Source organism: Cupriavidus sp. C2SS-8b, from assembly GCF_057073745.1.
In genome coordinates, this window is the sequence record NZ_CP172717.1 from 1,465,675 (window position 1) to 1,485,593 (window position 19,919).

A 19,919-nucleotide genomic window follows, 5' to 3' on the forward strand; every position below is an offset into this window, starting at 1 on the left:
TTTTTCGGAATGGCGAAGTCCAATGTCTTAACGGCGAAGCATTTGCTTATGAAAAAGTTGTCGTTCCACCGGCGAGAGTGCGGGTATACCCTTCCGGTTTTGCTGCAACTGGCGTGACTACGCCTTCCCCGCACCCTATGTTGTTCGCCCGCTCGTTCGCTCCTCGCAAGCTGTTCCGTCCCTTGGCCGCCCTGCTGCTGTCGCTGGCCACACTCGCCCCACTTGGCGCCCGCGCCGAAAGCCCGGTCCTGGACAAGATCCGCGACAGCGGCACCATCGTGCTCGGCTATCGCGAGTCCGCCCTGCCGTTCTCGTTCGCCGATGACAAGGGCAAGCCGGCCGGCTATGCGGTCGACCTGTGCCTGCGCGTAGCCGAAGCAACCCGCCAGAAGCTGGGGCTGAAGGACCTGAAGGTACGCTGGATGCCGCTCACGCCGCAGAACCGCTTCCCCGCGATGGTCAATGGCCTGGTGGACCTGGACTGCGCCCCCAATACCAACTCGCTGGAGCGGCAGAAGCAGGTCGCGTTCAGCGTGTCGCATTACGTCTCGACCGTGCGCATGCTGGTGCGGGCCGACTCGGGCATCAAATCCTTCGATGACCTGCGCGGCAAGACCGTGGTCACCAGCGCGGGTTCGACTGGCGACCGCCATGTGCGGCACATGAAGCAACAATACGGTTACCGCGACATCTACGCGAAGGACCATGGCGAATCGTTCCTGCTGCTGGAATCGGGTCGCGCGCAAGCCTTCGTGATGGACGACGTCCTGCTTGCCGGCCTGCGCGCACGCGCCAAGGACCCGGCTCAGTGGGTGATCGTCGGCCCCGCGCTTTCCACCGAGCAGAACGCACTGATGATGTCGAAGGCCGATCCGGAGTGGAAACAGTTCGTCGACCAGACCCTGGCCACCACGTTCGCTGGTCCCGGCATCGCGTCGCTGCAGAAGCGCTGGTTCCAGCAGCCCATCGGCAGCCGCAACATCAACCTGGCCCTGGCCCCGTCGAACCAGGTGCGGGAGGCATGGAAGCACCCGTCCGACACCACCACGGAGTGACGCCGTCGTATCAGGCGCAGGTGCGCGGATACGGCAATCCATGGTTTCCATGAGTGCTTACCGCCGGGTAGGTACCAAGTTGACAGCGTGGCGATAGCTTGGCGACACTGAATCCGGTTGTCCCCGCCAGAGAGGCAACCGAGAAAAACCGCCCAACGGGGTGGCATAACCCAGGCAGGACTCAGGAGAAATCATGAACAAGTTCGTTGCGACTGCCATCGTGCTCGCATTGGGCACGGCTGCCGTGGCCGCCCAGGCGCAAACGGGTGGCAAGAAGTTCGACCCGTATACGCAGGGCGCCAAGTCCGGCCAGAAATTCGACCCGTACACCGAGGGCGCCAAGTCCGGTGACAAGTTTGATCCGTACAGCCAGGGCGCCAACAAGAGCACGCGCAGCGACCTGACCGACGCTGCGGCGCCGGACGCCAAGAAGCCGGCCAAGAAGTCCAAGACCAAGGCCAAGAAGAAGGCGGCTCCGGCGGCACCGGCCAGCTGATACCCGGTCAGCCACGCAATAAAGCCCGTGCATTTGCGCGGGCTTTTTGCATCTGGGGGTGATGCTGCCAGGAAAGGCTACGGCGCCTGCGTATCCTGCTCCATCGCCGTCACGTCGATGCGCTGCACCTTGCCGTCCTGCATGACTTCGGTACGCAACACGAAGGCCTCGGCCGGACAGTACCAGTCGGTGATATGCATGACCGTGGGTTCGACCTGCACGACTTCCTCCCCCACCAGCAGCGGCCCCAGGGACGTGCGCTTGTCATAGGTGACCGGCAAGCATTCCTTGCGGCCCATGACGGTATTGATCATCTGCCGGCGGCCAACCTGGCGCGAACTGATATGGATGGAGGCGTGCGGCACGTGCATGGTGCTGACCACCTCGTCGGAGCCGAGCGGATAGACCTTGAGCGACAGGCTCGATTCGAACGTCTCGCCTTCGAGCGTGGCCCCTTCGCGCAGGTTCATGCCGGCATAGTTGAACACGCCACGGCCTTTGAACGCCGCCTCGCCAAACATGCGCGCGTAGCGCGCCCGCGCGTTGATGACGGCGTGCTGGCTTTCAATGCTGGTCTGGTCGGCAGGCGTGCGCCGGTCAATATTGAGCTGATGCACCTGGTCCATGACGACCGGCGGGCCCATCAGCGCTGACATGGCCGATTTCGAGTTGATCTCGAGTTGGGCGTGGCACCCCGAGGCACTGCGCCCGACGTCGCGCAAGGTCATGGTGATCGACATCGGCAGCGCGCCGTCCCCCTCCATCTGCACGTGCGAACCCGAGCGGAACCACGGCGCGTCGCAGAGCGCGGCGCCGGGCGATGGTGGCAAGGAAGCGTGCGGTGCCGGGGCGACCTGATGGGATTCGGGTCGTTCCTGCGACCAGGCGTAACCGGGCAACAGTAGCGCCAGTGCCACCGCAGCGCCCTTTCGCCGAAGCTGTTGCGCCTTTGTCTTCACATGATTCCCTGTCTAGAATGGTCTTGCCGCCTGTCCCGTCCGGTTCCTGAGGGGGCTGCCCGGCGTTCCGGTACCTTGCAGGAGAATTCCATGCTTCAGTACTACGCGAAATTATGGTGGGTGATTGCACTTCGCGGTCTGCTGGCGCTCATTTTCGGCATCTGCGCGTTCTTCGCCCCCATCGCCACGCTGGCAGCGCTGATCGTCATCTTTGGCGCGTTTGTGGCAGCCGACGGACTGATGGCCCTGCTGATGGCGATCTCCGGCAAGCACCGCGAGAGCAGCGACCGCTGGATCCTGGCGCTGCAGGGCCTGCTCGGCCTCGGCGTCGGCGCGCTCACCTGGCTGAGCCCAACTATTACTGCGTTGTCCCTGCTGATCTATATTGCCGCGTGGACCTTGGCCACGGGCGTGCTGCAGATGGTTGCGGCCGTGCGCCTGCGCAAGGAGATCCCGAACGAATGGTCCCTGATCCTGACCGGGGTGGTCAGCATCGCGTTCGCATTCCTGGTGCTGTGGCGGCCCTTGGCCGGGGCGCTCGCCGTACTCTGGATGATCGGCTCGTGGGCCATTGTGTGCGGCATCCTGCTCCTTGGGGTGGCGCTCCGCTTACGCAGTGCCCGGCGCACACCCATTGCACAGCCAGCCTGACAGCACAGGACCGGTCTGCGTTCCGTCTCCCGTCGCTTGCGCCCCAGGATAGCTCCGGAAGGCGGATGGGTCCCTCACCCGTGCTACCATTGCCGCCCGCGAGAGGGACGGTACGAGCACCGCGAACAAGATACGCTTGCGTCACAATCTGATCCGGAAAACGAGGCCTGTTGCCGGCCCTTGTCCACCGGTGGGCGCCCGCAAGCGTTGTGACGACTTCCCGCCATGCCTGGCCTCCTGCAACAGGCCTGTATGGCGGAGCGATCCTCGACCGGACCAACCGTAGTAAGGAAGCGACTGAATGCAGAGCCCGCGCCGACCGCTGATGCCAGCCAAGCGCAGGGGCCGCAACGGTCGGCTTCGCCTGTCGCGCCACGCGACGCAAGCCATTATCCGTCGATCATTCCAGGGAGTTCTATGCGTAGTTCATCGACCGCGCGCTATGCCGGGCTGTCAGTTGGCGTGATCGCCGCGATCAGCCTCGGCATCCTGCTGGTCTGGTTCGGCACGCTCGACATGCGCCACCTGCTGCGCTCGGACGAGGGCCGCTACGCCGAAATTGCCAGGGAGATGTTTGCCACCAGCGACTGGGTCACGATCCGCTACCAGGCGCTCAAGTATTTCGAAAAGCCGCCCTTCCATCTCTGGGTGACCGCGCTGTCCTATTCGCTGTTCGGGATTGGCGACTGGCAGGCGCGGCTGTGCGTGGCGCTGTCCGGCGCCCTCGGGCTGCTGGTTTCCATGCTCGCCGCGCATCGCTGGTTTGGCGTGCGCGCGGCCCTGCTGACCGGCCTGGTGCTGGTTGCCGCGCCGATGTGGAACGTGGCCGCGCATTTCAATTCGCTCGACATGACGCTGTCGGGCGCCATGGCCTGCGTGCTCGCCTTCATGCTGCTGGCTCAGCACCCGGAGGCCACGCCGGCCGCGCGCCGCAACTGGATGCTGGCCTGCTGGGTCGCCATGGGCGTGGCTATCCTGACCAAGGGCCTGGTCGGCATTGCGCTGCCGGGACTGGTGCTCGTGGTCTACACGCTCGTCACGCGCGACTTCGGCCTGTGGCGCCGCCTGCATCTGGTGGCGGGCATCGTGCTGATGCTGGTGGTCACCGTGCCCTGGTTCTGGCTGGTGTCCGAGCGCAACCCCGAATTCCTGAATTTCTTCTTTATCCACGAGCACTGGCAGCGCTATACCTCGACCGTGCATTCGCGCAAGGGCCCGCTGTGGTACTTCGTGCCGCTGCTGGTCGCCGGATTCCTGCCGTGGCTGGGCGCCTTTCCGGGCATGTGGCAGGCCGTGCGCGAACGCGCCGGCGTGGCGCGCGGCAGCGCCCCGCGGCCATTCCAGCCGGCGATGCTGGCTGCCGTCTGGGCCATTGCCATCTTCGTCTTCTTCAGCCTGTCGGGCTCGAAGCTGCCGGGCTATATCGTGCCGATCTTCCCGGCGCTGGGCATCCTGGCCGGCGTGGCGCTCGACACCGCCACGGAACGCTCGTGGCTGCGGCAGGTGAATTTCATGCTGGTGCTGGCGGTGCTTGGCTTGCTGGCCACCCCTTATGTGGCAACCCTGGACAAGCCCAGCACGCCCAACGTGGTCTACCGCGAATTCGCGCTGTGGATCGGCCTTGCCTTTGCCTGCATGTTGGCGGGCACGTTGCTCGCACGGCACCTGGTGCGCTCGCGCGGCGTGTTCCCAAGCATCGTCGCCTATGCTGTGGCCATGTTCCTGTGCGCGACGCTGGCCTTCCGCGGGCATGAAGCCATGGGCCGCCCGGCTTCGGGCGCCGACATGGTGCCGGCGATCAACGCGGTGTTGACCCCCGACATGCCGATCTACAGCGTGCGCCTGCTGGACCACACGCTGCCGTTTTACCTGCGCCGGACTACCATCCTTGTCGAGCACCCCGACGAGCTGGAGTTTGGCGTCGGCCGGGAACCGCAGAAATGGATTCCGACCGTCGATGCCTTTGTCGAGCGCTGGAAGCAAGGCCCCCACGCCATCGCCATCATGTCGGCCGACACGTTCAGGGACCTCACCGCACGCGGCGTGCCCATGAACACGATCGCCGAGGACAAGCGCCGCATCGTCGTTGCCAATTTCCCGCTGCCGGCACAGGCCCGGCTGCAACCCTCCAAGGACTGAACCGGGCGCCATGACGCTATCGACTTTTGCCTTTATCTTGACCGGCGTGCTGCTCAATGCCGCCGCGCAGTTGCTGCTCAAAGCCGGCGTCAACGCCGTCGGCGCCATCACCATCGAGCGCAGCACCCTGCTGATGACCGCCCTGCGCGTGCTGACCCAGTGGCCCGTGCTGGCCGGCCTGACGCTTTATGTCGTCAGCGTGGGCGTGTGGATCGTGGGGCTGTCGCGCGTGGACGTGTCGATCGCCTACCCGATGCTCTCGCTCGGCTATGTGGTGAACGCGCTGGCCGCGTACTGGCTGTTCGGCGAGATGATCGGCCCGCTGCGCGTGTGCGGCATCCTGCTGATCCTGGCCGGCGTATTCCTGATCGCGCGCTCGTGATCCGGCGTCCAACCAAGCTGAATCTCTACTGGCAAGCTATCCGATGACCGCTACCGCCGCTTCCGAATTCCTTCCCTTCGTCCGGCCCGAGATCGACGCCGGCACCATTGCCGAAGTCGGCAAGGTGCTGGCCTCCGGTTGGATCACCTCCGGCCCGAAGATGCAGGCGTTCGAGGACGCGCTGTCCCAGCTCTTCGGCGGGCGTCCCGTGCGCACCTTCGCCAATGGTTCGGCGACGATGGAGATCGCGCTGCGCATCGCGGACATCGGACCGGGCGATGAGGTCATCACCACGCCGATCACGTGGGTCGCCACCGCCAACGTGGTGCTGGCGGTCGGCGCGAAGCCCGTGTTCGTCGACATCGACCCGCGCACGCGCAATATCGACCTGGACGCCGTGGAAGCGGCCATCACGCCGCGCACGCGCGCCATCATGCCGGTGTACCTGTCAGGCTTGCCGGTCGACATGGACCGGCTCTACGCCATCGCGGGCAAGCACAAGCTGCGCGTGATCGAAGACGCCGCGCAGGCCATCGATTCGCGCTGGCAAGGCCAGCGCATCGGCGCCTTCGGCGACCTGGTCAGCTTCAGCTTCCAGGCCAACAAGAACATCACCAGCGTCGAAGGCGGCTGCCTGGTGATGAACACGCCGGAAGAAGCCGTGCGCGCCGAGCGCCTGCGCCTGCAGGGCGTGATCCGCTCCGGCATGGACGGCATGGACGTGGAGGAACCCGGCGGCAAGTTCAACCTGACCGACGTGAACGCCGCGATCGGCCTCGCGCAGCTCGGCAAGCTCGATGCCATCACCGCGCGCCGCGCGGAACTGGCCGAGACCTATTTCCGTTGCGCGGCCGATGCCGGTTTGGCCGAACTCGGCATCGAACTGCCGGTGCCGCTCGATCCGCATCAGGCCACCACCAACTGGCACATGTTCCAGGTGGTGTTGCCCACCGAACGCCTGGAAGGCGGTGCGCCCCAAGCGCGCCAGAACGTCATGCAGGCCCTGCGCGAGCGCGGTATCGGCACCGGCGTGCACTATCCTCCGATTCATCTTTTCACCTACTACCGTTCCCTTGGCTGGCGCGAAGGCATGCTGCCGCACGCCGAGCGCATCGGGCGCGGCATCGTCACGCTGCCGCTCTTCCCCGCCATGCAGGCCGCCGATGTGGAACGGGTCTGCGCAACTCTTAGCGAAACATGCAAACGTCTCTCCAAATGAGTCCGGTCGAGGTTTCGGTCGTCATTCCGGTCTACAACGAAGAGGACGGGCTGCAGGCCCTGTTCGACCGCCTGTATCCGGTGCTCGACAGCCTTGGCGACTCGTACGAGATCATTTTCATCAATGACGGCAGCGCCGACCGCTCCGCGGCGATGCTGGCCGCGCAGTTCCACAAGCGCCCGGACGTGACCCGGGTGGTGCTGTTCAACGGCAACTTCGGCCAGCACATGGCCATCCTGGCCGGCTTCGAACACACGCGCGGCAAGATCGTCATCACGCTGGACGCCGACCTGCAGAACCCGCCGGAGGAAATCCCGCGCCTCGTGCAGACCATGCGCGAAGGCCACGATTACGTGGGCACCATCCGCCGCCAGCGCAACGACACGGCCTTCCGCCGCTATGCGTCGCGCGCCATGAACCGGCTGCGCGAGCGCATCACCCGCATCCGCATGACGGACCAGGGCTGCATGCTGCGCGCCTATGACCGCAACGTGGTGGACACCATCAATGCGTGCCGCGAGGTCAACACCTTCATTCCCGCGCTGGCCTACACCTTCGCGTCGACCCCGGTGGAAATCGAGGTCGGCCACGAGCAGCGCCACGCCGGCGAGTCCAAGTACTCGCTGTACCAGCTGATCCGCCTGAACTTCGACCTGGTCACCGGCTTCTCGATCGTGCCGCTGCAGTGGTTCTCGGCCATCGGCACGGTGCTGTCGCTGCTGTCCGGCGTGCTGTTCGTGGTGCTGCTGATCCGCCGGTTCCTGTTCGGCTCGGAAGTGCAGGGTGTGTTCACCCTGTTCGCCATGAACTTCTTCCTGATCGGTATCCTGCTGTTCGGCCTGGGCCTGCTGGGCGAATACGTGGGCCGCATCTACCAGGAAGTGCGCGACCGGCCGCGCTACCGCATCAAGGCCGTGCTCGAGGCTGACCCGGCCCGCCAACGGACGGAGGCATGATGCGCGCGGTTGTCTTTGGCTACCACAACGTCGGCGACCGCTGCCTGCGCGTGCTGCATGCGCGCGGCGTGGAGGTGGCGCTGGTCATCACGCATCGCGACCGCGCCGACGAGAACATCTGGTTCCGCCGCGTGGCCGATACGGCGGCGGAACTGGGCATCCCGTTCCAGTACGGCGAGGACCCGACCGACCCGGCCATCGCACAGGCCGTGCGCGACGCCAGGCCCGATGTCATCTTCTCGTTCTACTACCGCTCGATGATCCCGGCCAGCGTGCTGGCGCTGGCCCCGCAAGGCGCATTCAACATGCATGGCTCGCTGCTGCCGAAGTACCGCGGCCGCGTGCCGGTCAACTGGGCGGTGCTGCACGGCGAGACCGAGACCGGCGCCACGCTGCACGCGATGGAAGCCAAGCCCGACGCGGGCTACATCGTCGACCAGACCTCCGTGCCGATCCTGCCGGACGACACGGCCGGCGAGGTCTTCGAGAAGGTCACCGTGGCCGCCGAGCAAACGCTCTGGCGCGCATTGCCTGCCATGATGGCGGGCAAAACGCCGCAGCTGCCCAACGTGCTGGCCGAAGGCAGCTACTTCTCGGGCCGCCGGCCTGAAGACGGCCGCATCGACTGGAACCGCCCCGCGGCCGAGGTCTACAACCTGATCCGCGCAGTGGCGCCGCCCTACCCGGGCGCGTTCACCGAACTTGCCGGCCAGCGCTTCGTCGTGGCGCAGGCGCGCCTGCCGATGTCCGCGCCGACGCTGCCGACCGGCTGGCGTCCCGGCCTGCACGTCAGCCAGGGCCAGATCGTCGGCCTGTGCGGCGACGGCGGCCAGGTGCGCATTGATACCCTGCTCGACGCCGCATCCAAGCCGGTCACTGCTGCGTCGCTGGCCACCATTCTTACCGAACCATCCAACGAGGAAAACCGATGAAAAAGGTCCTGATTCTTGGCGTCAACGGCTTCATCGGCCACCACCTGACGCGCCGCATCCTGGAAACCACGTCGTGGGAGGTCTACGGCATGGACATGTCGTCCGATCGCCTGGGCGACCTGGTCAATCATCCGCGCATGCACTTCTTCGAGGGTGACATCACCATCAACAAGGAGTGGATCGAGTACAACATCCGCAAGTGCGACGTGATCCTGCCGCTGGTGGCCATCGCCACGCCGGCCACCTACGTGCGCAACCCGCTGCGCGTGTTCGAACTCGACTTCGAAGCCAACCTGCCGATCGTGCGCAGCGCCGTCAAGTACGGCAAGCACCTGGTGTTCCCGTCGACCTCCGAGGTCTACGGGATGTGCGCGGACGAGGAGTTCGACCCGGAAGCCTCGCCGCTGATCTACGGCCCGATCAACAAGCCGCGCTGGATCTACGCCTGCTCCAAGCAGCTGATGGACCGCGTCATCCACGCCTACGGCATGGAGCAGGGCCTGAACTACACGCTGTTCCGCCCGTTCAACTGGATCGGCGCCGGGCTCGATTCGATCTTCGAATCGAAGGAAGGCTCCTCGCGCGTGGTCACGCAGTTCCTGGGTCATATCGTGCGTGGCGAGCCGATCAAGCTCGTTGACGGCGGTGCGCAGCAGCGCGCGTTTGCCGATATCTCGGACGGTATTTCGGCGCTGATGCACATCATCGAGAACAAGGACGGCGTCGCCAGCGGCAAGATCTTCAACATCGGCAATCCGTCCAACATCCACTCGGTGCGCGAACTGGCCGAGATGATGCTGAAGATGGCCGCCGACTACCCGGAGTACGCCGAAGAGGCGCGCAAGACGCAGATCGTCGAGACCTCGTCGGGCGACTTCTACGGCAAGGGCTACCAGGACGTGCAGCACCGCGTGCCGAAGATCGACAACACCATGCAGGAACTGGGCTGGAAGCCCGAGGTGACGATGGAGCAGGCGCTGCGCCGGATCTTCGAAGCGTACCGCGACAAGGTGGTGGAAGCGCGCACCCTGGTCGACGGCGCCAACTGAGCGCGGATCCATGGCCAGAATCGCCCTCAAGGTCGACGTCGACACGCTGCGCGGCACGCGCGAAGGCGTGCCGGCGCTGTTGTCCATGCTCGATGCGGTGCAGGCACAGGCCACCTTCCTGTACAGCCTGGGCCCGGACCACACCGGCTGGGCGCTGCGCCGCGTGTTCCGGCCCGGGTTCCTGAAGAAGGTGTCGCGCACCTCGGTGGTGTCCAACTACGGCTTGCGCACGCTGATGTATGGCGTACTGCTGCCGGGACCGGACATCGGCCGCAAGGCGGCCGCCGAAATGCGCGCGGCGCGCACGGCCGGCCACGAATGCGGCATCCATACCTGGGACCACGTCTACTGGCAGGACAACGTGCGCGAGCGCGATCCGGCCTGGACGCGCCGGCAGATGCAGAACGCGTTCGACCGCTACGTCGACATCTTCGGCGAAGCCCCGCCCACGCACGGCGCGGCCGGCTGGCAGATGAACGACGAGGCTTTTCGGCAGATCGACGACTGGGGCATGGCCTATGCATCGGACGGGCGCGGCACCGCGCCGTACATCCCGACCATCGGCGGCGTGGCGTGCCGCCATGTGCAGATGCCGACCACGCTGCCGACGCTCGATGAAATGATCGGCGTCGATGGCTTGACCGAGGACAACGTCCATGAGGCCGTGCTGCGTTTGACGGAAGGCGCGGGCGGCATGCGCGACCATGTCTTCACGCTGCATACGGAGCTGGAAGGCGGGAAGCTGGCGCCGGTGTTCCGCCGGCTGCTGCAGGGCTGGCGGGCGCAGGGGCATGAGCTGGTGTCGATGGCTACCTGCTACCGGCACATCGATCGTACTACCCTGCCGGAACTTCCCGTGACATGGGGCGCTATCGACGGGCGCAGCGGCGAGCTGATCATCCAGCCCTGACATACGGCTCTTCGCCGGAAGGGGCGCGGGGATGATTAGCCTGTCGCTCTTGACATGTGCCGCTGTTTCGCCGGCGTAGCCGGCGAGTCACTTTCTGTCCGAGCGACAGAAAGTAACCAAAGAACGCGTTTACTTGTCCTAACGGACGAATATTGATCGTAGCGTGCGAAGAATTTCGTACGGGTACGTGCTTCGGAGTCTGCCCGGCTGCCGCGTGGTGCGCGCCCGCCTGCAGGCTCTCCGACAATGATTGAACCAGCCCCGAACCTGTCCGTGGCCCGACACTGCCACCGTTATCGCATCATCGCCTTCGGCTGCTGCGCGGCTCACTAGTCGGCAAGCGAGACGGCAACCCTATCAAAGCCCCCCTACCGCCGAGCCAACCGCAGCCCGTTGAACACCACCAGCAGGCTGGCCCCCATATCGGCGAACACCGCCATCCACATCGTCCCCATCCCCGCCACCGTCAACGCAAGGAACACCACCTTGATACCCAGCGCCAGCGTGATGTTCTGCCACAGGATGCGCGACGTGCGCCGCGACAGCCACACGAAAGCAGGAATCTTCCGCAAGTCGTCATCCATCAGCGCCACGTCTGCAGTTTCAATCGCGGTATCCGTGCCCGCCGCGCCCATGGCGAAGCCGATATCGGCCCGCGCCAGGGCCGGCGCATCGTTGATGCCGTCACCAACCATGCCGACCTTGCCGCGTGCCGCATGCGTATCGGCCGCCAGCGTGGCAATGGCGTCCGCCTTGTCCTGCGGCAACTGGTTGCCGCGCGCCTCATCGATGCCAACCTGCACGCCGATGGCCTGCGCCGTATGCGGGTTGTCGCCGGATAGCATGATGGTCTTCACGCCCAGCGCGTGCAGTTCGGCAATGGCCTGGCGGCTGGTGTCGCGCACGGTGTCGGCCACCGCGAACATGGCCTGAGCCACCGCCGCACCGTCGTTGTCCAGACGGGCCAGCAGCACAACGGTCTTGCCCTGCCGCTCCAGCGCCTCGAGCCGGTCCTCCAGTTCGGGCGAGCACGCGCCCATGTCGTGGATCAGCCGGTGGTTGCCCAGGCAGTAGTCATTGCCATCGATACGGCCGCGCGTGCCACGTCCGGCCAGCGCCTCGAATTCCGTCACATCCAGCAAGGCAATGCCATCTGCCTGTGCCGCCGCGGCCACGGCCTTCGACACCGGGTGGTCCGATCGCGCGGCCAGGCTGGCGGCAATCGCGCGCGCCTGCGGCGCGTCGTCGACGAGCCTCGCGTAATCGGTCTGCGCGGGCTTGCCGTGCGTGATGGTACCGGTCTTGTCGAGCGCCACCCAGGACAGGTCCTTGCCCTGCTCCAGGTAGACGCCGCCCTTGATCAGGATGCCGCGCCGCGCCGCGGCCGCCAGGCCGCTGACGATGGTCACGGGCGTGGAGATCACGAGCGCGCACGGGCAGGCGATCACCAGCAGCACCAGCGCCTTGTAGATCCACTCCACCCACGGCGCGCCCATCGCCAGCGGCGGCACCACCGCCACGGCCAGCGCGATGGCAAACACGGTCGGCGTGTAGATGCGAGCGAACTGGTCGACAAAGCGCTGCGTCGGCGCGCGGCTGGCCTGCGCGGCTTCCACGGCGTGGATGATGCGGGCCAGCGTGGAATCGTCGGCCGGCGCGGTGACTTCGTACTCGATCTCGCCGGACTGGTTGATGGAGCCCGCGAACAGCGCGTCGCCGGCGGCCTTGTCGACCGGCACGCTCTCGCCGGTGATCGGCCCCTGGTCCAGCGCGGACTGGCCGCGCACCACGCGCCCGTCCAGCGCGACGCGTTCGCCGGGGCGCAGTCGCACCAGCGCCCCTACTGCCACGCCGGCCGCCGGCACGGCAGCCCAGTTGCCATCCACCTGCAGCACAGTGGCGTGCTCGGGCGCCATTGCCATCAGGCCGCGAATGGCATTGCGCGCCCGGTCCAGCGACGCGGCCTCGATGCGTTCGGCCAGCGCGAACAGCACCATGACCATCGCCGCTTCCGGCCATTCCCGCAGGACCAGCGCGCCGGTCACGGCAATGCTCATCAGCGCGTTGATATTCAGGTTGGCATTGCGCAGCGCGATCCAGCCCTTGCGGTAGGTGGTCAGTCCGCCCAACGCCACGGCAGCAATGGCCAGCAGCGCCGGCAGCCACGGCTCCCAGAGTCCCAGCCATTCGGTGGCTTCGGCTCCGACTGCGGCCACGCCGGCCAGTGCCAACGGCCACCACGGCTTGTGCTCCGCGGCGGGCAACGGCGCGGCCTGCTCCGCGACCAGCGGTTCGGCCTTCATGCCGAGGCTCGCGATCGCCTTTACAACAGGATCGGCCGAGGCCAGCGTGTGGTGCACGGTCAGCACGCGCTGCATCAGGTTGAAATCGAGCGCCGCCACGCCATCCATGCCGCCGAGCTTGTTGCGGATCAGCGTTTCCTCGGTCGGGCAGTCCATCGCGTCGATCCGGTAGCTTGCCGAGCGTGCGTTGGGCGGAATCGCCGTGGGCACCACGGGCGCGACGCTGATCGTCGTGCCACAGCCGCCACCGCAGCACGCGGCCGGTTGCGGCGCGTGGTCATGATGATCATGCTCGTGCTGGTGGCCATGATCGTGATCGTGGTGCTCATGGGCGTGCTCGTGACCATGGCCGGCGTCCGTTTTGCTGCGCGTGTGTTCGTGTGGCAAGGCGTCTTCAGGTGTCGTGCGAGCCATTTCTTCTTTCCCGCTGGTTTGACCTGATGTCATTGAAGACCCTGTAGCGGCTACAGAGTCAAGCAGGGCGCCGACGAGACCTCATCCGAGTCAGGGTGACGCAGCCTGCGCTTGCCAGAGGGCCGTAAGGCGCCGCTATAATCGCGGCCATGCGCCGCCTGCTGATCCTCCTGTTCGCCATCATGCTGCCGCTCCAGTTCACCTGGGCGAGCGCAGCCGCATTCTGCGAGCACGGGCGCGAGCAGCAGCAACAGCAGGCGACCGGCGCCGCGCCGGCTTGGCATTTCGGCCATCACACGCATAAGCATGAGGCCGACGCCCACGGCAAGACCAGCACCAAGCTGCCCGATGCCGATTGTGCGATATGCCATTTCGCCGGCTCGCACGTTATGGTGCCGGCTGCGACACAGCCTGTGTCCTATCACTTCATCACCGTTCGCTACCGCGTGCTGCCCGTGAACTACGGCTCGGTACCCGCGCGCGAACCGGATCGGCCCCAGTGGCTGCAACTGGCGTAATCCGCCGGTTCGGGGCTACGGCCCATCTTCTGCCTTTGCCACATCTGCGCTAACCGCGCAGTGCCGGCATCCCGGATCGACGGATCTCGCGGCGTGACCGCCGTCAGCGTGCGCATTCGCGCGCGTGGCGGTATCGCGCCGGTGTTCCCTGGCTTCGATCTGGTGATACCCGATGAAACACGTAGTGATACAGCTGGGACTGGCAGCCGCACTGCTCGCCCCGCTTGCGCATGCCGCCGCCGATGCGGCCATGCCGCCTGCACCGCGCTTGCAGCGCTCCGCAGAAGCGCCCGACACGACCGAACCGCAAGGCATCCTGACGCTGGACGCCGCCCTGGCACTGGCCACCGCGCGCAGCCCTGCCCTTTCCGCAGCCTACCGTGAACTTGACGCTACCGAAGGCGGCATCACGCAGGCGCGCACCATCCCGAACCCTGTCATCGGCTACGAGATGGAAGACACACGCAGCGCGTCGCGCACCACCACCGCGCAGGTGAGCCTGCCGATCGAGCTGGGCGGCAAGCGCTCGGCCCGCATCGACGCCGCGCAGAAGGCCCGCGAACTGGCCAGCGCGCAACTGAGCAGCGCCGAGGCCGACCTGCGCGCCGCGGTGATCGGCGCCTTCTTCCAGGTGCTGGTGGCGCAGGAGCGCGTCGGCCTGGCCGAGAGCTCGCTGGGCATTGCCACGCGCGGGATGCAAGCCGCGGCGCGGCGCGTGGCCGCGGGCAAGGTCTCGCCCGTAGAGCAGACGCGTGCGGAAGTCGAGCAGGCCAACGCCGAACTGGAACTGGCCGAGGCCCGCGCCACGCTGGACACCTCGCGCCAGCAACTGGCGGCGCAGTGGGGCAGCCAGGCGCCGGCATTCGCTTCGGCAAGCGGCGACCTGGAAGCCCTGCCATCGCGGCCCCTGCCCAATGCCCTCGACGAAACACTCGATGCCGCGCCCGCCATGCGCGCCAGCCAGAGCGAGATGGCGCGGCGCCAGGCAATCGTCAATGTCGAGCGCAGCCGGCAATATCCCGACGTGACCGTGAGCGTCGGCGCCAAGCGCGAGAATGCATCGGACCGCGGTTACTACCCGGTGCTCGGCGTCTCGCTGCCGTTGCCGCTGTTCGACCGCAACCAAGGCAATCTGTACACGGCGATCCGCCAGGCTGACAAGGCCGCCGACGAAAGCCGCGCCACGCGCGTGCGGCTGGCCAGCGACCTGCGCCAGGCGTCGAGCCAGCTGGCGTTGTCGCGCAACAGCGCGCTGACCTTGCGCCAGACCGTGCTGCCGGCCGCGCAGCGCGCCTACCAGGCGGCGGCGCAGGGATTCGAAGCGGGCAAGTTCCCCTATCTCGAAGTGCTGGACGCCCAGCGCACGCTGCTGCAGGCACGCGTGCGCTATCTCGGCGCCGTGGCCGCCACCTACCAGGCCGCCACCGCCATCGACCGCATGCTCGGCCGCTGAGCGGCCCACCAAGGACTCCCATGGCAATCACCAAGACTCAACGCAATGCCATCGCCGCAATCATCGGGGCCGGCGTGCTGGCCGCCGCCGCACTGCTGTTCACCGGACGCGGCATCGGCGACGGCCACGATGAAGCGGGCCACGACCATAGCGGGCAGGCAACGAAGCCGCAGGGCAAAGACGGCGCCTCCGCACCCGCCGCCGCCTCGCACGACGCCGAACGTATCGCGATGACGCCCGAACAAATCCGCAATGCCGGGCTGGAACTGCGCACCGCCGGCCCCGGCCGCGTGCAGGCCGCCGCGCAGTTTCCCGGCGAGATCCGCTTCAATGAAGACCGCACCGCCCACGTCGTGCCACGCGTGGCGGGGGTGGCTGAAGCCGTGCCCGCCGTGCTGGGCCAGCGTGTGAAGAAGCGAGACCTGCTGGCCGTGCTGGCCAGCACGCAGCTTTCCGACCAGCGCAGCGAACTGTTGGCCGCGCAGAAGCGAATGGAACTGGCCCGCACGACATACGCGCGCGAAAGGCGCTTGTGGGAAGAGAAGATCTCGGCCGAACAGGATTTCCTGGCCGCGCGCACCGCGCTGCAGGAAGCCGAGATCGCCGTGCACAACGCCACCCAGAAGCTCACCGCCATCGGCGCGCGGCCGGCGTCGGCCGCGCTCAACCAGTTCGAGTTGCGCGCGCCGTTCGACGGCATCGTCGTCGAGAAGCACCTGGCGCTTGGTGAAGCGGTCGCGGCGGACACCACCGTCTTCACGATCTCCGACCTCGCCACGGTCTGGGCCGAGTTCGTGATCGCGCCCAAGGACCTGAGCCAGGTACGGCTCGGCGAAAAGGTCAGCATCGCTTCCACCGCATTTGACGGCACCGCCGCTGGAACCGTGTCCTACGTGGGCTCGCTGCTCGGGCAGCAGACACGCACTGCCACCGCGCGCGTCACGGTATCGAATCCCGACATGGCGTGGCGGCCCGGACTGTTCGTCACCGTTAGCGTGGCCGGACAGGAAACGGAAGTCCCCGTTGTCGTCGAAAGCGAAGCCGTGCAGACCGAAGGCCGCCAGCCAATGGTCTATGTCGAGGTGCCCGGCGGCTTTGAAGCGCGACAGGTCACTACGGGGCGCAGCGACGGCAAGCATATCGAGATCGTGCAGGGCCTCCAGCCCGGCGCCCGCTACGTGGCGCGCAACAGCTTCGTGCTGAAGGCCGAGCAAGGCAAGGCCGGCGCCGAGCATGCCCACTAACCGGAGCCGACCATGTTTGAACGCATCATCCGCTTTGCCATCGAACAGCGCTGGCTGGTCCTGCTGGGCGTGCTAGGCATGGCGCTGCTGGGCCTGTACAGCTACAGCCGCCTGCCGATCGACGCCGTGCCCGACATCACCAACGTGCAGGTGCAGATCAACACCGAGGCGCCCGGCTATTCGCCGCTGGAAACCGAGCAGCGCGTCACCTACCCGGTCGAGACCGCCATGGCCGGCCTGCCCGGGCTGGAGCAGACGCGCTCGCTGTCGCGCTACGGACTGTCGCAGGTCACCGTGATCTTCAAGGACGGCACCGACCTCTACTTCGCACGCCAGCTGGTCAACCAGCGCCTGCAGGAGGCGCGCGAGAAACTGCCCGGCGGCACCACGCCCCAGCTCGGGCCGATTTCCACGGGCCTTGGCGAGATCTACCTGTGGACTGTCGAAGCTGACGACAACGCACGCAAACTTGATGGCACGCGCTACACGCCGACCGACCTGCGCGAAATCCAGGACTGGATCATCAAGCCGCAGCTGCGCACGGTCACCGGCGTGACGGAAATCAACACGATCGGCGGCTTCGCGCGCGAATACCTTGTGGCACCGAGCCCGGAACGCATGGCGTCGTATGGGCTGAGCCTGCAGGACGTGGTGCAGGCACTGGAGAAGAACAACAGCAACGTGGGCGCAGGCTACATCGAACGGCGCGGCGAGCAGTACCTGGTGCGCGCACCGGGCCAGGTCGGCTCGATGGACGATATTCGCGATGTGATCGTCGGCACCGCGCAGGGCCAGCCCATCCGCATCCGCGACCTGGCCGAGGTCGGCCTTGGGCGCGAACTGCGCACCGGCGCCGCTACCGACAACGGACGCGAAGTAGTGCTCGGCACGGTGTTCATGCTGATCGGCGAGAACAGCCGCGCGGTCTCGCGCGCGGTGGACACGCGCATGGCCGAAATCAACCGCTCGTTGCCCGAGGGCGTGCGCGCGGTGACGGTGTACGACCGCACGGTGCTGGTCGACAAGGCCATCGCCACCGTGAAGAAGAACCTGCTCGAAGGCGCGGCGCTGGTGGTGGCGGTGCTGTTCCTGTTCCTCGGCAATTTCCGCGCGGCGGTCATTACCGCGCTGGTGATTCCGCTGTCGATGCTGTTCACCTTCACCGGCATGGCCACCTACCGCATCAGCGCGAACCTGATGAGCCTGGGCGCGCTGGACTTCGGCATCATCGTCGATGGCGCGGTGGTCATTGTGGAGAACTGCGTGCGGCGCCTGGCACACGCGCAGCAGCACCACGGCCGCCCGCTTACGCGCAGTCAACGCCTGCACGAGGTGTTTGCCGCGGCCCGGGAAGCACGCCGCCCGCTGGTGTTCGGCCAGCTGATCATCATGATCGTCTACGTGCCGATCTTTGCCCTGTCCAGCGTCGAAGGGAAGATGTTCCACCCGATGGCGATCACGGTGGTGCTTGCGCTGATTGGCGCCATGCTGCTGTCGGTGACCTTCGTGCCCGCCGCCGTGGCGCTGTTCATCGGCGAGCGCGTCGCGGAGAAGGAGAACCGCGTGATGCAGTGGGCGCGCAATCTCTATGCACCCGCACTGAGCCGCGCCGTCGCCAATACGCCGGTGGTGCTGACCTTCGCCGCGGTTGCCGTGGTGCTGAGCGGCCTGGTCGCGACGCGGCTTGGCAGCGAGTTCATCCCGAACCTGAACGAAGGCGATATCGCCGTGCAGGCGCTGCGCATCCCCGGCACCAGCCTGAGCCAGTCGGTGGCGATGCAGCAGCAGGTCGAGGCACGCCTGAAGGAGAAATTTCCGGAGGTCGAACGCGTGTTCTCGCGCACGGGCACCGCCGAGATCGCCGCCGACCCGATGCCGCCCAATGCATCGGATGCGTACATCATGCTGCGCCCGCGCAGCGAATGGCCGGATCCGCGCAAGACGCGCGACCAGTTGCTCGCGCAGATGCAGTCGGAACTCGAGACCATCGCCGGCAACCGCTACGAGTTCTCGCAGCCGATCCAGCTGCGGTTCAACGAACTGATCTCGGGCGTGCGCAGCGATGTCGCGGTCAAGCTGTTCGGCGACGACAATGCAGTGCTCGAAGCCACGGCGCAGAAGATCGCCTCGGCGCTGCAATCGGTCCCGGGCGCGGCTGAGGTCAAGGTCGAGCAGACTACCGGCCTGCCCGTCCTGACCGTCGCCATCGACCGCGCCCGCGCAGCGCGCTACGGGCTGAACATGACCGATGTGCAGGACACCGTCGCCATCGCCATTGGCGGGCGCGATGCCGGCACGCTGTTCGAGGGCGACCGGCGCTTCCGCATTGCCGTGCGCCTGCCCGAAGATGTGCGCGCCGATGTCGACGCCCTGCGCCGCCTGCCGATTCCGCTGCCGCGTGACGCGCGGCCCGTCTCCGCCAACGGCATGCGCATGAACTCGTCAGACGCCGCGCCCCGCACCAGCTATATCCCGCTGGGCGAGATCGCCACGTTCGACATCGCGCCCGGCCCCAACCAGGTCTCGCGCGAGAACGGCAAGCGCCGCATCGTCATCAGCGCCAACGTGCGCGGGCGCGATGTCGGCAGTTTCGTGCCGGATGCCCAGGCCGCGATTGCCGAACGCGTCACGATTCCTGCCGGCTATTGGATCGCCTGGGGCGGCACGTTCGAGCAGTTGCAGTCGGCCACCCACCGCCTGCAGATTGTCGTGCCGCTGGCGCTGCTGATGGTATTCGTGCTGCTGTTCGCGATGTTCGGCAACCTGAAAGACGGCCTGCTGGTGTTCACCGGCATTCCGTTCGCACTGACAGGCGGCATCCTTGCCCTGTGGCTGCGAGGCATTCCGCTGTCGATCTCGGCGGCGGTCGGTTTCATCGCGCTGTCCGGCGTGGCGGTGCTGAACGGGCTGGTCATGCTTTCCTTCATCCGCAGCCTGCGCGAGGAAGGACTGGCGCTCGACGAGGCCGTGCATTCGGGCGCGCTGAGCCGGCTGCGGCCAGTGCTGATGACGGCGCTGGTAGCCTCGCTCGGCTTCATCCCGATGGCCATTGCCACGGGCACCGGCGCCGAGGTGCAGCGCCCGCTGGCTACAGTGGTGATCGGCGGGATCGTGTCGTCGACGGCGCTGACGCTGCTGGTGCTGCCGGTGCTGTACCGGCTTGCGCATCGTCGCGATGAGCAGATGGGCGCCGGTGAAGGCGTGCGCAGTGCGCTGGTGCGGGATCCGGTCAGCTAGTC

At 66.6% G+C, this 19,919-nt stretch carries 16 protein-coding genes; 14 read left to right on the plus strand and 2 right to left on the minus strand.

Annotated elements, in window-relative coordinates; genetic code table 11:
* Positions 1–137: 137 nt before the first annotated feature.
* Together ACIGJB_RS23695 and ACIGJB_RS23700 are read left to right on the plus strand one after the other, a co-directional pair.
* On the plus strand, positions 138–1,055 hold the full coding sequence (locus ACIGJB_RS23695) for an amino acid ABC transporter substrate-binding protein (RefSeq protein WP_483732429.1): 918 nt from the start codon (positions 138–140) through the stop codon (positions 1,053–1,055).
* Positions 1,056–1,248: 193 nt separating this feature from the next.
* Positions 1,249–1,551: an amino acid ABC transporter permease gene (locus tag ACIGJB_RS23700; RefSeq protein ID WP_483732430.1), complete on the plus strand. Its 303-nt coding sequence runs from the start codon at positions 1,249–1,251 to the stop codon at positions 1,549–1,551.
* Positions 1,552–1,628: 77 nt separating this feature from the next.
* Here ACIGJB_RS23700 and ACIGJB_RS23705 read toward each other — a convergent pair whose 3' ends face one another.
* Positions 1,629–2,381 carry a hypothetical protein gene (locus ACIGJB_RS23705; protein ID WP_483732431.1) on the minus strand — a complete coding sequence of 251 codons (753 nt, stop codon included), beginning with the start codon at positions 2,379–2,381 and terminating at the stop codon, positions 1,629–1,631.
* Positions 2,382–2,600: 219 nt separating this feature from the next.
* On the opposite strand from ACIGJB_RS23705, the gene ACIGJB_RS23710 reads away from it, so the two are divergent.
* The 8 genes from ACIGJB_RS23710 (at position 2,601) to ACIGJB_RS23745 (ending at position 10,748) form a co-directional block, all read left to right on the plus strand.
* On the plus strand, positions 2,601–3,161 hold the full coding sequence (locus tag ACIGJB_RS23710; protein ID WP_483732432.1) for an HdeD family acid-resistance protein: 561 nt from the start codon (positions 2,601–2,603) through the stop codon (positions 3,159–3,161).
* Between the two features lie 417 nt (positions 3,162–3,578).
* On the plus strand, positions 3,579–5,300 hold the full coding sequence (locus ACIGJB_RS23715; RefSeq protein WP_483732433.1) for a glycosyltransferase family 39 protein: 1,722 nt from the start codon (positions 3,579–3,581) through the stop codon (positions 5,298–5,300).
* Positions 5,301–5,310: 10 nt separating this feature from the next.
* Positions 5,311–5,682 (plus strand): DMT family transporter, encoded by a 372-nt coding sequence (locus ACIGJB_RS23720; RefSeq protein WP_483732434.1) that lies wholly within the window; start codon positions 5,311–5,313, stop codon positions 5,680–5,682.
* Positions 5,683–5,725: 43 nt separating this feature from the next.
* Positions 5,726–6,901, plus strand: coding sequence for a DegT/DnrJ/EryC1/StrS family aminotransferase (locus ACIGJB_RS23725; RefSeq protein ID WP_483732435.1), 1,176 nt, complete (start codon positions 5,726–5,728; stop codon positions 6,899–6,901).
* Positions 6,880–7,857, plus strand: a complete 978-nt coding sequence (locus tag ACIGJB_RS23730) for a glycosyltransferase (protein ID WP_483732436.1) — start codon at positions 6,880–6,882, stop codon at positions 7,855–7,857. The genes ACIGJB_RS23725 and ACIGJB_RS23730 overlap by 22 nt, the downstream gene beginning before the upstream one ends.
* Entirely contained in the window at positions 7,857–8,789 is a 933-nt protein-coding gene (locus ACIGJB_RS23735) for a formyltransferase (RefSeq protein ID WP_483734647.1), read from the plus strand. The genes ACIGJB_RS23730 and ACIGJB_RS23735 overlap by 1 nt, the downstream gene beginning before the upstream one ends.
* Positions 8,786–9,838: a bifunctional UDP-4-keto-pentose/UDP-xylose synthase gene (locus ACIGJB_RS23740; protein ID WP_483711794.1), complete on the plus strand. Its 1,053-nt coding sequence runs from the start codon at positions 8,786–8,788 to the stop codon at positions 9,836–9,838. The genes ACIGJB_RS23735 and ACIGJB_RS23740 overlap by 4 nt, the downstream gene beginning before the upstream one ends.
* Before the next feature lie 10 nt (positions 9,839–9,848).
* Complete coding sequence (locus ACIGJB_RS23745) at positions 9,849–10,748, plus strand: polysaccharide deacetylase family protein (RefSeq protein ID WP_483732437.1); 900 nt, start codon at positions 9,849–9,851, stop codon at positions 10,746–10,748.
* Between the two features lie 368 nt (positions 10,749–11,116).
* Here ACIGJB_RS23745 and ACIGJB_RS23750 read toward each other — a convergent pair whose 3' ends face one another.
* Positions 11,117–13,465, minus strand: coding sequence for a heavy metal translocating P-type ATPase (locus ACIGJB_RS23750; protein ID WP_483732438.1), 2,349 nt, complete (start codon positions 13,463–13,465; stop codon positions 11,117–11,119).
* 149 nt (positions 13,466–13,614) lie between these two features.
* On the opposite strand from ACIGJB_RS23750, the gene czcI reads away from it, so the two are divergent.
* The 4 genes from czcI (at position 13,615) to ACIGJB_RS23770 (ending at position 19,917) form a co-directional block, all read left to right on the plus strand.
* The gene (czcI, locus tag ACIGJB_RS23755; RefSeq protein ID WP_483732439.1) at positions 13,615–13,983 is read left to right on the plus strand and encodes a cation efflux protein, CzcI family; all 369 of its coding nucleotides are present in this window, start codon (positions 13,615–13,617) and stop codon (positions 13,981–13,983) included.
* 172 nt (positions 13,984–14,155) lie between these two features.
* The gene (locus tag ACIGJB_RS23760; protein WP_483732440.1) at positions 14,156–15,436 is read left to right on the plus strand and encodes a TolC family protein; all 1,281 of its coding nucleotides are present in this window, start codon (positions 14,156–14,158) and stop codon (positions 15,434–15,436) included.
* Positions 15,437–15,456: 20 nt separating this feature from the next.
* Complete coding sequence (locus ACIGJB_RS23765; RefSeq protein ID WP_483732441.1) at positions 15,457–16,680, plus strand: efflux RND transporter periplasmic adaptor subunit; 1,224 nt, start codon at positions 15,457–15,459, stop codon at positions 16,678–16,680.
* Positions 16,681–16,692: 12 nt separating this feature from the next.
* Positions 16,693–19,917 (plus strand): CusA/CzcA family heavy metal efflux RND transporter, encoded by a 3,225-nt coding sequence (locus ACIGJB_RS23770; protein WP_483732442.1) that lies wholly within the window; start codon positions 16,693–16,695, stop codon positions 19,915–19,917.
* Positions 19,918–19,919: the final 2 nt, after the last annotated feature.

Excerpts from the sequence above, each read along its gene's own strand:
- ACIGJB_RS23695 (WP_483732429.1), top strand. The coding sequence starts at position 138 with ATGTTGTTCGCCCGCTCGTTCGCTCCTCGCAAGCTGTTCCGTCCCTTG.
- ACIGJB_RS23700 (WP_483732430.1), top strand. The coding sequence starts at position 1,249 with ATGAACAAGTTCGTTGCGACTGCCATCGTGCTCGCATTGGGCACGGCT.
- ACIGJB_RS23710 (WP_483732432.1), top strand. The coding sequence starts at position 2,601 with ATGCTTCAGTACTACGCGAAATTATGGTGGGTGATTGCACTTCGCGGT.
- ACIGJB_RS23715 (WP_483732433.1), top strand. The coding sequence starts at position 3,579 with ATGCGTAGTTCATCGACCGCGCGCTATGCCGGGCTGTCAGTTGGCGTG.
- ACIGJB_RS23720 (WP_483732434.1), top strand. The coding sequence starts at position 5,311 with ATGACGCTATCGACTTTTGCCTTTATCTTGACCGGCGTGCTGCTCAAT.
- ACIGJB_RS23725 (WP_483732435.1), top strand. The coding sequence starts at position 5,726 with ATGACCGCTACCGCCGCTTCCGAATTCCTTCCCTTCGTCCGGCCCGAG.
- ACIGJB_RS23730 (WP_483732436.1), top strand. The coding sequence starts at position 6,880 with ATGCAAACGTCTCTCCAAATGAGTCCGGTCGAGGTTTCGGTCGTCATT.
- ACIGJB_RS23735 (WP_483734647.1), top strand. The coding sequence starts at position 7,857 with ATGCGCGCGGTTGTCTTTGGCTACCACAACGTCGGCGACCGCTGCCTG.
- ACIGJB_RS23740 (WP_483711794.1), top strand. The coding sequence starts at position 8,786 with ATGAAAAAGGTCCTGATTCTTGGCGTCAACGGCTTCATCGGCCACCAC.
- ACIGJB_RS23745 (WP_483732437.1), top strand. The coding sequence starts at position 9,849 with ATGGCCAGAATCGCCCTCAAGGTCGACGTCGACACGCTGCGCGGCACG.
- ACIGJB_RS23750 (WP_483732438.1), bottom strand. The coding sequence starts at position 13,465 with ATGGCTCGCACGACACCTGAAGACGCCTTGCCACACGAACACACGCGC.
- czcI (WP_483732439.1), top strand. The coding sequence starts at position 13,615 with ATGCGCCGCCTGCTGATCCTCCTGTTCGCCATCATGCTGCCGCTCCAG.
- ACIGJB_RS23760 (WP_483732440.1), top strand. The coding sequence starts at position 14,156 with ATGAAACACGTAGTGATACAGCTGGGACTGGCAGCCGCACTGCTCGCC.
- ACIGJB_RS23765 (WP_483732441.1), top strand. The coding sequence starts at position 15,457 with ATGGCAATCACCAAGACTCAACGCAATGCCATCGCCGCAATCATCGGG.
- ACIGJB_RS23770 (WP_483732442.1), top strand. The coding sequence starts at position 16,693 with ATGTTTGAACGCATCATCCGCTTTGCCATCGAACAGCGCTGGCTGGTC.